We start from the raw sequence: 15,376 nt of genomic DNA on the forward strand, positions 1-15,376 counted from the left end.
AAACAGGAAAACCCGAGATTTAACGATGACGACCGCACTCGTGTTGGCTTCCGCCAGTCCCTTTCGTCGCGCGCTGTTGGAAAGCGCCGGCCTGACATTTCAGGCAAGGGCCGCCAACGTGGACGAGCGGGCATTGGAGCAACCGCTCGAGGCGAGCGGCGCTTCGCCATCGGATGTCGCGCTGGTATTGGCGGAGGCCAAGGCAAGGGATGTCGCACGGCATTTCGATGGCGCGCTCGTTATCGGCTCGGATCAGACCATGTCGCTCGGATCGCGCGTCTATCACAAGCCGAAGGACATGGCCGAAGCCGCCGACCACCTCTTTTCGCTGTCCGGCAAGACGCACAGTCTGAACAGTGCGATCGTTCTCGTCCGTGACGGCGAGGTCGTCTGGCGCCACGTTTCCTCTGCCCATATGACTGTGCGGCCGCTCACTCGGGGCTTTATCGAAAGACACCTTGCAAGGGTCGGCGAGAAGGCGCTTGCAAGCGTCGGCGCCTATCAGCTCGAAGGCGAGGGCATACAGCTTTTCGAAAAGATCGAAGGCGACTATTTCACGATTCTCGGCTTGCCGATGCTGCCGCTCCTCTCGAAACTCCGTGACCTGGGCTCGATCGATGCGTGATTCACGTGAAACATTTGTTAACCATGCCTTCGTCACCGGATTTCCGGTGCGGCATTCGCGCTCGCCGCTGATCCACGGCTATTGGCTGAAGGAGTTCGGGATTGCCGGCAGCTATAGGGCCTATGAGATCTCGCCGGACGGCTTTCCGGAATTCATGCTTCAACTGAAGAGCGGAGCTTCCGGTCTATGTGGCGGCAACGTGACCATTCCCCACAAGGAAGCCGCATTCCGTCTCTCCGATCGTCCGGACGAATTGAGCGCCGAGCTCGGCGCCGCCAATACCTTGTGGCTTGAAGGCGGAGAGATCTGCGCGACGAACACCGACGGGCGAGGGTTCGTCGCCAATCTCGACGAGCGCGCGGAAGGGTGGGACAGGATTTCGACCGCCGTCGTCCTCGGCGCCGGTGGTGCAAGTCGCGCCGTGATCCAGGCGGTACGCGATCGCGGCGTCAAGGCAATCCATGTGGTAAACCGCACACCCGAGAGGGCGCAGGAACTGGCGGATCGCTTCGGCTCCGTCGTTCACGCCCACCCGCTCGAGGCCTTGCCCGAAGTGATGTCGGGCGCGCGCCTCTTCGTCAACACGACTTCACTCGGTATGGATGGCGAGCCGGCGCCAGAGATTGATTTCTCAATGATGGACGAGGGGGCGGTCGTGACGGATATTGTCTATGTGCCGCTCAAAACGCCATTGCTGCGTCAGGCCGAAGATCAGGGCTTTGCGATCGTCGACGGGCTCGGCATGCTGTTGCATCAGGCGGTGCCCGGATTCGAAAAATGGTTTGGCCGCAGGCCGGTCGTAGACGAAACCCTTCGGCAGATCATCATTCACGATATGGACAGTCACAGATGATCATTGTCGGGCTCACGGGATCTATCGGAATGGGCAAGTCGACCGCAGCCCAGATGTTTCGCGAGCTCGGCGTTCCGGTGAACGACGCCGACGAGGCGGTCCACGAACTCTATCGCGGTAAAGCGGTGGCACCGGTCGAAGCTGCATTTCCCGGTGTGGCAAAGGACGGGGTCATCGACCGCGCCGAGCTTTCGCGGCAGCTCCTTGCCAGCCCCGGGCGGCTGCGTGAACTGGAGCGGATCGTGCATCCGCTCGTTCGTGCCAAGGAGAGGGAATTCATCGACCGGCACCGGGCTGCCGGTGCGCCGTTTGTGGTCCTCGACATTCCCCTGCTTTTCGAAACCAAGGCGGAAGGACGCGTCGACCAGGTCGTCGTCGTCACCTGTGCGCCCGAAATACAGCGGGAAAGGGTCATGAAGCGGCCGGGAATGACGGCGGAAAAATTTGCGATGATCCTCGCGCGCCAGATCCCCGACAGCGAAAAGCGCGAACGGGCGGACCATATCATCGACACGAGCGACAGCTTCGACGTCACCCGAGCGCAAATTCGGGCGATCGTCGACCGCTTGCGTGCAAGCTAGGGATGGGGCGGTCGTGCGCGGCGGTTTTTTGTCCCGTACAGCGCTACAAGTTGCTAGAATCGACCGCATGTGGTCCCGGATTGATTCGCTCCGATCCAGCCTGACCCAGGAGAGACTGTATGCGTGAAATCATCTTCGATACGGAAACGACGGGCCTCGACAGCCGCGACGACCGCGTGATCGAAATCGGCGGAGTCGAGCTTGAGAACCAGTTTCCGACGGGGCGCACGCTGCATCTCTACATCAATCCGGGCGACCGCAAGGTCCACCCGGACGCCTTGGCCGTTCACGGCATCACCGATGAATTTCTGAAGGACAAGCCGAGCTTTGCCGATGTCGCCGACGAGATTCTCGAATTCTTCGGCGGCGCGCGCTGGATAGCGCACAACGCCACCTTCGACATCAGCTTCATCAACGCCGAATTTGCCCGTTTGGGCCTTCCGCCGGTGGCGAGCGAATATGTGACGGACACACTCGTCCTCGCCAGGCGAAAACATCCGATGGGCCCGAATTCACTCGATGCCCTCTGCCGCCGGTATGGCATCGACAATTCCCATCGAGCCAAGCACGGCGCGCTTCTCGACTCCGAACTCCTGGCGGAAGTCTACATCGAGATGATCGGCGGTCGGCAGGCGGCGCTCGGCCTCGTGACGAGCGTTGCCGGCGGCCAGACGATCGAAGCCGAAGACGGACCGATCATTGTCCTGCAGCGGCCGCGACCTTTGCCGGTCCGGTTGACGGAGGCCGAAATCGCGGCACATGCCGCCCTTATCGCCAAGATCGGCAACAAAGCAATCTGGTCGAAATACGAGTGCTGAAATGAAAAAGGCCCGGCGTAAACCGGGCCATTTTCTTTAGAAACTAGCCGACAGCGGATCAGTTGGCGGTGTCGTTGCTGTTGGCAACTTGGGCACGGACCTTTTCTTCGGCCATGCGCTGGGCAAACATCTGAGCAAAATCGATCGGATCGATCATCAGCGGCGGGAAACCGCCATTGCGGGTTGCGTCGGAGACGATCTGGCGCGCGAACGGGAAGAGAAGCCGCGGGCACTCGATGAAGAGCAGCGGCAGCATGTGTTCCTGCGGAAAACCGGAAACACGGAATACGCCGCCATAGGCGAGTTCGACATTGAACAGAACCTTGTCGCCGTCCTTTGCTTCCGCATTCAGCGACAGGACGACGTCGAAATCGTTCTCGGCGAGCGGGTTAGCGTTGACGTTGACATTGATGTTGATCGACGGGGCGCGGTCACGAGCCTGCAGAGAACGCGGCGCACCGGGATTCTCGAAGGAAAAATCCTTGACATACTGGGCCAGGATATTGAGTGCAGGGCTTTGCTGGGCGCCGCCGTTGCCAGTGGATGCGGTATCAGTCGTCATAAGGGTTTCCTCGGACTTCAAATCGGTGAGGCCATCTAACATTTCGGACTTGGGCTTACAACCCTTGCCATCCGGGCCTTTCCCAGAGCGCCGCGGGTCTTATCGACCGCGCGAAGAACGCTGTAGCATTTTGAATTGCTGCACGTTTCATTCCTGGATCGGCTACGATTCAAGAAAACATGCAGCAGCGGCGCCAGACGAGCGATTTTCGCCTTGTCCGTACCTTCGCCTCACGCATTATAAACCCGTTCCCGGTGGATGGGGAAAAGCGCGAGGCGCCTTGTCGTTTGCCGCCGTGATTTCAGCGGGAAATCCGGTTCGTGGGCTTCGACCCATCGTCATCCTTCTTTTCCCGAGAGAATTCATCCTCGTCCAGATCGATGACGCGTGGCCCCGTTCGCCTGCCGCTTTCGGCAGTACCGGAGCGATAAAAACCGGTTCCGGCCGTCACTATAGTCAATCTTGTCTGCAGGAATGTGGCGACGGCGCGCCTTACCGGCGGAAGGAACAAGAACAGACCGATTATGTCGCTGATGAAACCCGGAACGATCAGGAGGATCGCTGCGACGAAGACCAGCGCGCCCTCCAGAACGTCACGGCCCGGATCTCGGCCCGCGCGTGCCGACTCCTGCACGCGGCGAAACACCTCGAATCCCTGGATGCGCAGCAACGCGATACCGACCGCGCCGCTCAGGAATACGAGGAGCAGCGTCGCCAGCAGCCCGACTTCGCGACCGACGATGACGAAGCCGGCGATTTCGGCGAGCGGAAGCCCGAGGATGACGAGCGGGAGGATCAAGGAACGCATCGGCGCCGCTCCCAAGAAGTTTCGTGCAATTGGTTGGCCTCCGGTTTAAGGGTGCGACATCGCCATTTGAATGGTTTATCCTTGCGGACTATATGGAATAGTTCAGAGAAATTCTAACAGCGGTTCCGGGTGGAAATGGGCTCTTTTGACTTCATCACGTTTTTTTTCCTGATCGCTGCCGTGGTCATCTTCCTGCAGTTGCGCAGCGTTCTGGGGCGCCGGACCGGCAGTGAACGCCCGCCTTTCGATCCCTATTCGCCCCGCGAGGTGAGCAAGGGGCCGGAGAACGCCGACAATGGCAAGGTCGTGCAACTCCCCCGCCGCGAAAGTGCGGCTGAAGAGGAGTCCCGCTACACAGCCATCGATACCTTTGCCAAGGTTGGCACGCCTTTGAACGGCCAGCTCAGGGCACTGAGCGATGCCGACCGCAGCTTCAATCCGGAGGATTTCGTCAACGGCGCCAAGATGGCCTACGAGATGATCGTGATGGCTTTCGCGGATGGCGACCGCAAGACGCTCAAGGGCTTGTTGTCGCGCGAGGTCTACGAGGGCTTTGATGCCGCCATTTCCGAGCGGGAGGCCAGGGGCGAGGTGGTCAAATCCACCTTTGTCGGCATCGAGAAGGCCGACATCACCCATGCGGAGATCAAGGACAACGAGGAAAATATCACCGTCCGGATCATCAGCCAGCTCATCTCGGCCACCTATGACAAGCAGGGCAAGCTGATCGACGGCGATGCCGACTCCGTTGCCGAAGTGAACGACCTCTGGACCTTTTCGCGTGATATCCGGTCGCGCGATCCCAACTGGAAACTGATCGCCACAGAATCGGAAAACTGAGGCGATCATGGCCTTTCATCTCGAGCCGGTCGCCTTTTCGGACTTGCCGGGTTGGCAAGCGGACGACCCGAGACCCGTCATTGCGGCTCTTCGGCGCTGTCATCACCACGTCGCCACGGCCAAGCCGTACAAGACGGGCTCGCTCGGCATTTCCGTGGCCGACCTGTTGCCCGCTTTCGAGGCGGCCGGCACGAACGTTTCTGGTCCGACGGCTGCGCGCGCCTTCTTCGAGGAGCAGTTCCTACCGTTCAGGGTCCGGACCGGCGAGGGCGGCACGGGCTTCGTCACCGCTTTTTACGAGCCGGAGGTCGAGGTTCGTGCCGAGGCGGATGAGATCTTTCGCTTTCCCTTCTATCGCAGACCGGCCGATTTGATCGATATCGACGACGCGAACCGCCCGGAAGGCATGGATTCCTATTTCGCCTTCGGTCGCCTTTCGGGCGATCAGATCGAAGAGCACCCGGACCGCCAGGCGATCGATGGGGGCTTTCTCGCGGGGCGCGGGCTTGAGATCGCCTATGCCCGCTCGAAGGTCGACGTTTTTTTCGTTCATGTGCAGGGTGCAGCCCGACTGGTCTATCCGGACGGATCGCGTCGCCGCATCACCTATGCGGCAAAGACCGGGCACCGCTTTTCAGCAATCGGAAAGCTGCTGATCGATCGCGGAGAAATAGATACCGCGACCGTGTCCATGGCCAGCATCCGCAATTGGCTTGCCGCGCATCCTGAAAAGGTGGACGAAGTTCTGTGGCACAATCGGTCCTTCATCTTCTTTCGCGAGGCGTCGGTAGACGAGGAAGACCTAGGCCCCGTTGCCGCGGCAAAGGTGCCGCTGGAGCCGGGCCGGTCGCTTGCCATCGATCGGCTCATTCACACCTTCGGCGTCCCCTTCTACATCGCCAGCGAGACCCTGACCCATCTCGACGGCGGGCGTTCGTTCGCGCGTCTGATGCTCGCGCTGGACACCGGTTCTGCGATCGTCGGGCCTGCGCGGGGAGACATCTTCACCGGATCCGGTAACGCGGCGGGCGATCTCGCGGGATCGGTGCGCAATGCGGCGGACTTCTTCATCTTCGTTCCTCGTGCGGCCGCGGCCAGATACCGCCATGGCTAAGGAAAAGAAGCTTTCGCCAGAGGATCGCATTCTTTGGGGGAAGGTCGCACGTTCGACCAGGCCCATGCCCGGCCGCCTCGACGATCTTGCGGATCTGCTTGGCGAGAGCGAAAGGGAGTCGCTCGCCGCGGCGCCGGAATCTCCGACCGTTGCGGCAGCCTCGCCTGAGAAAAGTGAAAAGGGCTTTGCGCTCAGCAAAGGCAAGCCCGAGCGCCGTCACCATCCGCTCGAGAGACCGGTGAAACGCAAGCTCTCAAAGGGCCGTCTGGCGCTCGAAGCGCGGATCGACCTGCACGGCATGATCCAGAGTGAAGCGCATGGCCTCCTGTTGCAGTTTCTCCTCAAGGCGCACGAGCGCGGCCTTCGCCACGTGCTGGTCATCACTGGCAAGGGCACGTCGCTCGGTAGCGATGGCGCGCTGAAAAGGGCGGTGCCGCTCTGGTTTTCGCTTCCGGAGTTCCGGTCTCTGATCTCGTCCTACGAGCCGGCGGCGCGAAACCATGGCGGTGAGGGCGCTCTTTATGTCCGCTTGGCGCGTGCCAAGGGTAGTGCGATATGACGCCCTTTGGCGAGGCCATGCGCGAACTGCGGCGCAGGAAGGGCGTGTCGCAAAAGCAGATGGCGGCTGCGATCGGCGTTTCCGCGGCCTACCTTTCAGCGCTTGAACACGGCAAACGGGGGGCGCCGAGCTTCGACTTCCTTCAACGCGTCGCCGGCTATTTCAACGTCATCTGGGACGAGGCGGACGAACTCTTCCGGATCGCCGACATTTCCGACCCGAAGGTCGTACTCGACACATCCGGCCTGCCGCCCGGCCACACCGCGTTTGCCAACCGGTTGAGCGGACAGATTCGCAGTTTGTCGGAAGAGACGATCCGGGCTTTGGAAGATGTTTTGGAAAAAGCCACAATTCCTGATAATGACAGGGGATGAAAGCCTTTCCCGGCCGTCTCGCGCGGCCCGGGATTTGGAACCCGTGGACAAATTTCCTATATTCCGCGAGGCCTCCCGCGCTGTGATTCGCACTGAATCACGCCGTTCGCAAAACCTGGAAAGACCTGAAGCCGAATGACCGATTTTCCTGAGACCGAAACCGGCGCCATCGCCGAATATGGTGCCGATTCCATCAAGGTGCTGAAAGGGCTCGATGCCGTACGCAAGCGGCCGGGCATGTATATCGGCGACACCGACGATGGTTCCGGTCTGCATCACATGGTCTATGAGGTCGTCGACAACGCAATCGACGAAGCGCTTGCCGGTCATGCGGATATTGTCACGGTGACGCTCAATCCGGAGGGTTCGGTGACGGTGACCGACAACGGCCGCGGCATTCCGACCGACATCCACCGGGAAGAGGGCGTCTCGGCGGCCGAGGTCATCATGACGCAGCTTCACGCCGGCGGCAAATTCGACCAGAACTCCTACAAGGTCTCGGGCGGCCTGCACGGCGTGGGCGTTTCCGTCGTCAATGCGCTGTCCGTCTCGCTGAAACTCAAGATCCGCCGTGCCGGCAAGATTCATGAGATGAGCTTCACCCACGGCGTTGCCGATGGGCCGCTGACGATCACCGGGGACGCGGGAGGCGAGACCGGCACGGAAGTGACGTTCCTGCCGAGCGAACAGACCTTCTCAAAGACCGAATTCGACTACGCCACGCTTGAGCATCGCCTGCGCGAACTCGCCTTTCTCAATTCCGGCGTGCGTATCGTGCTGACCGACAAGCGCCATTCTGACGTGCGGCAGGACGAGATGATGTATGACGGCGGCCTGGAAGCTTTCGTCGCCTATCTCGACCGAGCCAAGAAGCCACTCGTCCACAAACCGGTTTCGATCCGTGGCGAGAAGGACGGCATCACCGTCGAGGTGGCGATGTGGTGGAACGACAGCTATCACGAGAACGTGCTCTGCTTCACCAACAACATCCCGCAGCGCGACGGCGGCACGCATATGGCGGGCTTCCGCGGCGCACTCACACGTCAGATCACCTCCTATGCCGATACGTCCGGCATCACCAAGAAAGAGAAGGTGTCGCTGACCGGCGACGACTGCCGCGAGGGCCTGACGGCTGTGCTGTCGGTGAAGGTGCCGGATCCGAAGTTCTCGTCCCAGACCAAGGACAAGCTGGTTTCCTCGGAAGTCCGGCCTGTTGTCGAGAGCCTCGTCAACGAAGCGTTGAGTGTCTGGCTGGAGGAAAACCCGTCGGACGCAAAAATCCTCGTTGGCAAGGTTGTCGAGGCGGCCGCGGCGCGCGAAGCGGCGCGCAAGGCGCGCGAGTTGACGCGCCGCAAGGGTGCGCTCGATATCTCGTCGCTGCCCGGCAAGCTCGCCGATTGCTCCGAGCGCGATCCGGCGAAGTCGGAAGTGTTCCTGGTGGAGGGTGATTCGGCAGGCGGTTCGGCCAAGCAGGGCCGTTCGCGCGAGAACCAGGCGATCCTTCCGCTGCGCGGCAAGATTCTCAACGTCGAGCGCGCGCGCTTCGACAAGATGCTTTCGAGCCAGGAAATCGGCACGCTGATCACCGCGCTCGGTACCTCGATCGGCAAGGACGAGTTCAACGCCGACAAGCTGCGCTATCACAAGATCATCATCATGACGGATGCCGACGTCGACGGCGCCCACATCCGCACGCTGCTGCTCACCTTCTTCTTCCGGCAGATGCCGGAATTGATCGAGCGCGGCCACCTCTATATCGCCCAGCCGCCGCTCTATAAGGTGACGCGCGGCAAGTCCACGCAATACCTGAAGGACGAAAAGGCGCTCGAAGACTACCTGATCAGCATGGGCCTCGAGGAAGCGTCCCTGGCGCTTGCGTCCGGCGAGGTGAGAGCCGGGCAGGACCTGCGCGAAGTCATCAATGATGCGCTGCGCTTGCGTTCGCTGATGGATGGCCTGCATTCCCGCTACAGCCGGGCGATCGTGGAGCAGGCTGCCATTGCCGGCGCGTTGAATGTCGAACTGAATGGCCGGCGCGATGAATTTCAGGACGCGGCGGCGGAAGTGGCGCGCCGACTCGACATCATCGCCGAGGAGACCGAGCGCGGCTGGTCTGGAACGGTCACTGCGGAAGGCGGCCTGAAGCTTGAGCGCATGGTGCGCGGCGTCAAGGAAGTCGCGGTGCTCGACATGGCGCTGATCGGCTCCTCCGACGCCCGCCATATCGACCAACTGACGGCGAAACTGAAGGAAGTCTATTCCGAACCGCCGGTGCTGCGCCGCCGTGATGGCACCCAGGCCATCAGCGGCCCGCGAGCGCTGCTCGATGCGATTTTCGCGGCCGGCCGCAAGGGGCTGACGATGCAGCGTTACAAGGGCCTTGGCGAGATGAATGCCGAGCAGCTCTGGGAAACGACGCTCGACCCGAATGTCCGCTCGCTGCTGCAGGTCAAGGTTGCCGATGCGACCGACGCCGACGGCCTGTTCTCGCGTCTGATGGGCGACGAGGTGGAGCCGCGGCGCGATTTCATCCAGGAAAACGCTCTCAGCGTTGCCAATCTCGATATCTGATCCGCTTGATCGCAGGATCCAGATCTGGCCGGCGCCGAAAGGCGCCGGTCTTCTTTTACGCCGTCAGTCGGCCTTGAACTGGCCTTCGAAGACGAAGTCGGCGAGCGGCTTGCGCTGGCTCGGTTTTTCCCGCTCGCGCAGATCGTCCGGCAGCGTGGACGGATCGGCAAGTTTGCCGATCGCGACGGCGGCTTCGACCCGGTAGTGTTCCGGTACGCCGAGCACGCGCATGGCCTTGTCCCGGTCAATCCCCGCCATCGCATGAGCGTACAACCCCGCAAGCCGGGTCTGCAGCGCGAGCGCCAACCATGAAGCGCCGGTGTCGAAGGCGTGTGTGTAGGCCGGTCGCATCTCGCCGGTCGAGGTAAGCCTATGGGTCTTCGAAAGAATGATGACGATCGCCGCGGCGTTTTTCGCCCAGCGCTGGTTGCTTTCATCAAGAATGTCCAAGAGCGACGCAAAGTGCTCGGTACCGCGGCGGGCATAGACGAAGCGCCAGGGTTGGTTGTTGCTCGCCGAAGGTGCCCAACGTGCCGCTTCAAAGAGGGCAAGCAGATCCTTTTCGCTGATTTCCTCGCCGGTAAAGGCGCGCGGCGACCAGCGCTCCAGGAAGATCGAGTGGATCGGGTGGTCGGCTCTTCTATGGTTGATTTCTGTCACAAACGAACATCCTTATTTGCGCGTGAATCCTTTTGGGAGATCCCAAAGACTCGATGGTGGCCAGGAGGGCGGATTCGGCGTCACGCTACAAAAGTTCCAGCATCGATGGAACCGCAACATGGAAATGGGAGGGAACGATGGATGAGGCAACGTTCAGACATTGGTCAGCCAGGGCCGCGGATTGGGGTGTGGACTACCGGCAATCCCTTCGGGATCGTCCCGTCCGAGCGCAGACGGAAGCCGGTGAGATAGCGGGCCAAATCGCGCAATCCCCACCGGAAGCCGGCGAGGCCATGGAGCGGATCTTCGAGGATTTCGAGAAGGTTATCATGCCGGGCATGACACACTGGCAGCACCCGCGTTTCTTTGCCTATTTCCCCGCCAATGCAGCGCCCGTCTCGGTCGTCGCAGAATACTTGGTTACCGCAGTCGCGGCGCAATGCATGCTCTGGCAGACCTCGCCGGCAGCGACCGAGCTCGAGGCGAAGATGCTGGATTGGTTGCGGCAGGCGATCGGACTGCCGGCGGATTTTTCCGGTGTCATTCAGGATTCCGCGTCGTCGGCCACGCTCGCCGCCGTTCTGGTGATGCGGGAGAAGGCCTTGGCCTGGAACGGCAATCGGGCAGGGCTCGCCGCCAATCCTAAAGTCCGCGTCTATTCCTCCGACCAGGTCCACACCTCGATCGACCGCGCCATCTGGGTGAGCGGCATAGGCGAAGAGAACCTCGTCCGCATACCGACGGTCGGCGAGCGTCGGGCGATGGACTGCGTTGCCCTTGCCGCGGCGATCGAGGCGGACCGCAAGGCAGGTTATGTTCCGGCGGGCATCATCGCTTGCACCGGCGGGACAAGTGTCGGCGCCTGCGATGATATTGCCGAGGTTGTCCGTGTCGCGAGAGGACATGGCCTTTATGTCCACGTGGACGCCGCCTGGGCGGGGGCAGCGATGATCTGCGAGGAATTCCGCCCACTCTGGCAGGGCGTCGAAGGCGCCGATTCGGTCGTCTTCAATCCGCACAAATGGCTCGGTGCACAGTTCGACTGCTCCGCCCATTTCCTCCGCAACCCTGACGATCTGGTGCGCTCCCTGGCCATCCAGCCGGAATTCCTGAAGACCCATGGGCAGGACGGCGTCGTCAACTACTCCGAATGGTCGGTGCCGCTGGGCCGGCGCTTCCGCGCCCTCAAGCTCTGGTTTCTGTTGCGCTTCCACGGGCTTTCAGGACTGAGGCAAATGATCCGCAACCATGTGCGCTGGGCCGAGAATCTGGCGGAGCGCTTGCGGAACGAACCGAGCTTCGAAATCGTTACAGAACCGGTTCTGTCTCTCTTTTCGTTCCGACATGCCGGCGGCTCCGATGCCGACGCCCATAATCTCGCTCTGGTGAAGGCGATCAACGACGACGGCCGGATCTACCTGACGCAGACGCGCGTCGACGGGCGCATTGCCATCCGGTTCCAGGCGGGGCAATTCAGCATGACGCAGGATGATGCAGAAACGGCGTTCAAGGTGATTGTCGAACTGTCTAAAAAAGTTGTATAAGTTCTGTAGTTTTTTCCGAGGAAGGACGCGCCATGAACTTGAAAGATCCGTCGCTGTTTCGCCAGGCCGCTCTCGTCGGCGAAAACTGGATCGAAGCCGACCCGAAAAACGCGATCGAGGTGAACAATCCGGCGACCGGTGAGATCATCGGCCGTGTTCCGAAGCTTGGCGCCGCCGAAACCCGGGCTGCAATTGAAACCGCAGCGCGGGCGCAGAAGGAATGGGCGGCACGCACCGCCAAGGAGCGCTCCACCATCCTGCGTCGCTGGTTCGAGCTGATAATCGAGAACAAGGACGATCTCGGCCGGATTCTGACGACCGAACAGGGCAAGCCGCTGGCGGAAGCGACCGGCGAAATCGTCTACGGCGCAAGCTTCATCGAATGGTTCGCGGAAGAGGCGCGTCGCGTCTATGGCGACATCGTGCCCGGCCATCAGAAGGACAAGCGCATCCTGGTGATGAAACAGCCGATTGGCGTCGTCGCGGCCATCACGCCCTGGAACTTCCCCAACGCGATGATCACCCGCAAAGCCGGACCCGCATTTGCCGCCGGCTGCGCGATGGTGCTGAAGCCCGCCGCACAGACGCCCTTCTCGGCGATTGCGATTGCCGTTCTTGCCGAACGCGCCGGCATGCCGAAGGGCCTCTTCAGCGTCATCACCGGCTCGGCGCGCGAAATCGGCGCCGAGATGACCTCGAACCCGACCGTGCGCAAGCTGACCTTTACCGGCTCGACCGAAGTCGGCGCCGAGCTCTATCGCCAGAGCGCGACCACGATCAAGAAGCTTGGTCTCGAGCTTGGCGGCAACGCGCCCTTCATCGTCTTCGACGATGCCGACCTCGATGCGGCAGTCGAGGGTGCGCTGATCGCCAAGTTCCGCAACAATGGCCAGACCTGCGTCTGTGCCAACCGCATCTATGTTCAGGACGGTGTCTACGAGGCCTTCTCCGAAAAGCTTGCCGCCGCCGTCGCCAAGTTGAAGACCGGCAACGGCATGGAAGAAGGCGTCATTCTGGGGCCGCTGATCGACCAGCCGGCGCTCGCCAAGGTCGAGGAGCATGTGGCCGATGCGCTTGCCAAGGGCGCTCGCGTGGTCCAGGGCGGCAGGCGCCATGCCCTCGGCGGCACGTTCTTCGAGGCAACGGTGCTGGCCAACGTCACCCAGGCGATGGCCATCGCGCGCGAGGAGACCTTCGGGCCCGTGGCCCCGCTCTTCCGCTTCAAGGACGAGGCCGATGTGATCGCCCAAGCCAACGACACGGAGTTCGGCCTTGCTTCCTATTTCTACGCCAAGGATCTCGCGCGCGTTTTCCGTGTCGCGGAAGCGCTGGAATACGGCATGGTCGGCGTCAATACCGGGCTCATCTCCACAGCCGAGGCGCCGTTCGGCGGTGTCAAGCTTTCCGGCCTCGGCCGCGAAGGCTCGAAATACGGCATCGAGGAGTTCATGGAGATCAAGTACGTCTGCCTCGGCGGTATTGCCTGAGGCGGCCAACCACCGGTGTTGATGCAAAACCGGCCGGGAGCCCTGGCCGGTTTTCTTTTGCCGGGAAGAAGTTAGTCTTCATAATCGATTCTAATGCCCGGCGGACTTTCCCATGATCCGTCCGGAAGAGGAGACCGATCATGCCGGCCCCGAAAAACCCCTTTAAAGCGGCGATCCGCGAAAACCGTTTCCAGCTCGGCCTGTGGGTGGCGCTGGCCAATCCCTACGCCGCCGAAGTCGTGGCCGATAGCGGTTACGATTGGCTGCTGATCGACGGCGAGCATGCTCCGAACGATCTACCGCTTCTCTCGGCGCAGTTCCGCGCGATCGCGGGGCGCGCCAGCCATCCGATCGTTCGTCTGCCCGTCGGCGATACGGCGCTCATCAAGCAGGCGCTCGACACAGGCGTTCAGACCCTGCTGATCCCCATGGTCGATAGCGTCGAGCAGGCGCGGCAACTGGTCCGCGCCGTTCGTTATCCGCCGCACGGCATTCGCGGCGTCGGCGCCGCTCTTGGCCGCGCCTCGAATTTCGGGCGGATCGGCGATTATCTGCAGACGGCCAACGAGGAGATTTGCCTCATCCTGCAGATCGAGAGCCGCAAGGGGCTGGATGCGATCGACGCCATCGCCGCGCTCGACGGCGTGGACGGCCTCTTCATCGGCCCCGCCGACCTCGCCGCGGACATGGGCCATCTCGGCAATTCCGGCCACCCCGAAGTCCGGGCCGCCATTGTCGATGCTTTCGCGCGCATCAAACGCGCCGGCAAGGCGCGCGGCATCATGACCCTCGATCTTGCCCAAGCGCGCGATTACCGCGATCTTGGCGCGGATTTCATGGCCATCGGCACGGACGTCACACTCCTTGTCAGCGCGACGCAGCGCTTGCGGCAGGAATTTTCAGGCGAGCAACAAACCTCGAGGCCCGAATCCGGATACTGAGCGCGGCCGAGTTGAGATAACCCGGTAGCCGGCTACGGAATGGATTGCAGCAGGGTCTCCCGCGCCGATTTCAAATGCCGCCGGCAAGCCTGGTCCACCTGCTTCGGGTCGCGCGACTGCAGCGCGGCGATATAGGCGAGATGCTCTTCGAGCGCACGCGCATTGCGTTCACGCGAGTTCGCCTTGTTCCACTGGTAGTGATAGTGGAAGACGATCGCGATGATGTCGTAGAAGTCGATGATGAAGCGGTTGCTGGACGACTTATGCACCAGCAGATGGAAGCGCTCGTCGAGTTCGGAAAACTCCTTGTAGCGGTTGTCGATGTCAGCGAGGATTTCGCGGTGCACCGCCTCGATCTTCTTCAGCTCCTCCCAGGCGGGGTGGTCCCCCGGCAGGGCGACGAAGGTCGCGGCGGATCTCAACTCGAACATTTCCCGCACTTCGGTCAGTTCGAGCGCGAACTCGCGGGTAAAGCCCTTGAGCACCCAATGGCTGTTCGGCCGCTTCTCGATCAGGCCGAAGCGGCTGAAGCGGATCAGGAATTCGCGTACGCTTGTCGTCCCGGTGCCGATCTCGCGCGCGAGCTCTAGCTCGTTGATCTGCATGCCGGGTTCGGCGCCTCCGGCCAGAATCCGGCGCATGAAACTGCGCTCGATGATCTCGGCAAGCGAATTGGTTTCTTCGGTCGGAAAATAGTCGCGCGGCTCCGGGCGGCGCAGCACGATCTTCCGGCGTTTGTCCCAGATGATCAGCTTGAGCTCCTCGCAGCGGGAAAGAATGGCCCGGACCGTGGTGCGGCTCACCCCCAGCACCTGCCCGAGTTCCGGTTCGGAAGGCAGCGTGGAGGTCTCTGCCAGCAGCTTCAGGCAGCGATTGAAGGCATCCTTGAAAACGGTGTTCTGCTTCGCCATGGAAAGTCCGGCCGGTTCCCTGTTGCTGCGGGCGTCGCGCCCGGAACTGTTGCTGTTCTACGGCTTGGGGCGTCTTACCAGACGCTCGGAAGCGGCAGTAGCATTTTGATTTACTGCGTGATTCATCG

16 protein-coding genes are annotated in these 15,376 nt (G+C 61.7%); 12 read left to right on the forward strand and 4 right to left on the reverse strand.

Going from position 1 to position 15,376, the window contains the following annotated elements; all coding sequences use genetic code 11:
- Positions 1 to 25: 25 nt before the first annotated feature.
- The 4 genes from QN219_RS13520 to dnaQ all read left to right on the forward strand — a co-directional run bounded on the left by QN219_RS13520 (position 26) and on the right by dnaQ (position 2,877).
- Complete coding sequence (locus QN219_RS13520; protein WP_284000203.1) at positions 26 to 625, forward strand: Maf-like protein; 600 nt, start codon at positions 26 to 28, stop codon at positions 623 to 625.
- Positions 618 to 1,478, forward strand: a complete 861-nt coding sequence (locus QN219_RS13525) for a shikimate dehydrogenase (protein ID WP_284000204.1) — start codon at positions 618 to 620, stop codon at positions 1,476 to 1,478. Before QN219_RS13520 ends, QN219_RS13525 begins: the two co-directional genes overlap by 8 nt.
- Positions 1,475 to 2,059: a dephospho-CoA kinase gene (coaE, locus tag QN219_RS13530; RefSeq protein WP_284000205.1), complete on the forward strand. Its 585-nt coding sequence runs from the start codon at positions 1,475 to 1,477 to the stop codon at positions 2,057 to 2,059. Before QN219_RS13525 ends, coaE begins: the two co-directional genes overlap by 4 nt.
- A 119-nt stretch (positions 2,060 to 2,178) precedes the next feature.
- Positions 2,179 to 2,877, forward strand: a complete 699-nt coding sequence (gene dnaQ / locus QN219_RS13535; RefSeq protein WP_284000207.1) for a DNA polymerase III subunit epsilon — start codon at positions 2,179 to 2,181, stop codon at positions 2,875 to 2,877.
- A gap of 58 nt (positions 2,878 to 2,935) precedes the next feature.
- Here dnaQ and secB read toward each other — a convergent pair whose 3' ends face one another.
- Positions 2,936 to 3,439, reverse strand: a complete 504-nt coding sequence (gene secB / locus QN219_RS13540) for a protein-export chaperone SecB (protein WP_284000208.1) — start codon at positions 3,437 to 3,439, stop codon at positions 2,936 to 2,938.
- A gap of 301 nt (positions 3,440 to 3,740) precedes the next feature.
- The gene (locus QN219_RS13545) at positions 3,741 to 4,247 is read right to left on the reverse strand and encodes an FxsA family protein (RefSeq protein WP_269280085.1); all 507 of its coding nucleotides are present in this window, start codon (positions 4,245 to 4,247) and stop codon (positions 3,741 to 3,743) included.
- A gap of 135 nt (positions 4,248 to 4,382) precedes the next feature.
- Here QN219_RS13545 and QN219_RS13550 point away from each other — a divergent pair, with 135 nt between their 5' ends.
- From QN219_RS13550 to gyrB, 5 genes are all read left to right on the forward strand, one after another.
- A complete protein-coding gene (locus QN219_RS13550; protein WP_284000209.1) occupies positions 4,383 to 5,087 on the forward strand; it encodes a Tim44/TimA family putative adaptor protein in 705 nt (234 codons plus the stop codon).
- A 7-nt stretch (positions 5,088 to 5,094) separates the two neighbouring features.
- A complete protein-coding gene (locus QN219_RS13555) occupies positions 5,095 to 6,201 on the forward strand; it encodes a murein transglycosylase A (RefSeq protein ID WP_284000210.1) in 1,107 nt (368 codons plus the stop codon).
- On the forward strand, positions 6,194 to 6,760 hold the full coding sequence (locus tag QN219_RS13560; protein WP_284000211.1) for a Smr/MutS family protein: 567 nt from the start codon (positions 6,194 to 6,196) through the stop codon (positions 6,758 to 6,760). The genes QN219_RS13555 and QN219_RS13560 overlap by 8 nt, the downstream gene beginning before the upstream one ends.
- The gene (locus QN219_RS13565; protein ID WP_284000212.1) at positions 6,757 to 7,134 is read left to right on the forward strand and encodes a helix-turn-helix transcriptional regulator; all 378 of its coding nucleotides are present in this window, start codon (positions 6,757 to 6,759) and stop codon (positions 7,132 to 7,134) included. The genes QN219_RS13560 and QN219_RS13565 overlap by 4 nt, the downstream gene beginning before the upstream one ends.
- A gap of 135 nt (positions 7,135 to 7,269) precedes the next feature.
- The gene (gene gyrB / locus QN219_RS13570; protein WP_284000213.1) at positions 7,270 to 9,705 is read left to right on the forward strand and encodes a DNA topoisomerase (ATP-hydrolyzing) subunit B; all 2,436 of its coding nucleotides are present in this window, start codon (positions 7,270 to 7,272) and stop codon (positions 9,703 to 9,705) included.
- A 63-nt stretch (positions 9,706 to 9,768) separates the two neighbouring features.
- On the opposite strand, the gene QN219_RS13575 is transcribed toward gyrB, so the two are convergent.
- Positions 9,769 to 10,365 carry a nitroreductase family protein gene (locus QN219_RS13575; RefSeq protein WP_284000214.1) on the reverse strand — a complete coding sequence of 199 codons (597 nt, stop codon included), beginning with the start codon at positions 10,363 to 10,365 and terminating at the stop codon, positions 9,769 to 9,771.
- Positions 10,366 to 10,502: 137 nt separating this feature from the next.
- On the opposite strand from QN219_RS13575, the gene QN219_RS13580 reads away from it, so the two are divergent.
- The 3 genes from QN219_RS13580 to hpaI all read left to right on the forward strand — a co-directional run bounded on the left by QN219_RS13580 (position 10,503) and on the right by hpaI (position 14,337).
- Positions 10,503 to 11,909 carry a pyridoxal-dependent decarboxylase gene (locus QN219_RS13580; protein WP_284000216.1) on the forward strand — a complete coding sequence of 469 codons (1,407 nt, stop codon included), beginning with the start codon at positions 10,503 to 10,505 and terminating at the stop codon, positions 11,907 to 11,909.
- Positions 11,910 to 11,941: 32 nt separating this feature from the next.
- Positions 11,942 to 13,396, forward strand: coding sequence for an NADP-dependent succinate-semialdehyde dehydrogenase (gabD, locus tag QN219_RS13585; protein WP_284000217.1), 1,455 nt, complete (start codon positions 11,942 to 11,944; stop codon positions 13,394 to 13,396).
- 140 nt (positions 13,397 to 13,536) lie between these two features.
- Complete coding sequence (hpaI, locus tag QN219_RS13590) at positions 13,537 to 14,337, forward strand: 4-hydroxy-2-oxoheptanedioate aldolase (protein ID WP_284000218.1); 801 nt, start codon at positions 13,537 to 13,539, stop codon at positions 14,335 to 14,337.
- 32 nt (positions 14,338 to 14,369) lie between these two features.
- Here the strand turns inward: hpaI and QN219_RS13595 are convergent, their stop codons facing one another.
- Positions 14,370 to 15,248, reverse strand: a complete 879-nt coding sequence (locus QN219_RS13595) for a GntR family transcriptional regulator (protein ID WP_284000220.1) — start codon at positions 15,246 to 15,248, stop codon at positions 14,370 to 14,372.
- Positions 15,249 to 15,376: the final 128 nt, after the last annotated feature.

Source organism: Sinorhizobium sp. 8-89 (assembly GCF_030124325.1).
Classification (GTDB): domain Bacteria; phylum Pseudomonadota; class Alphaproteobacteria; order Rhizobiales; family Rhizobiaceae; genus Sinorhizobium.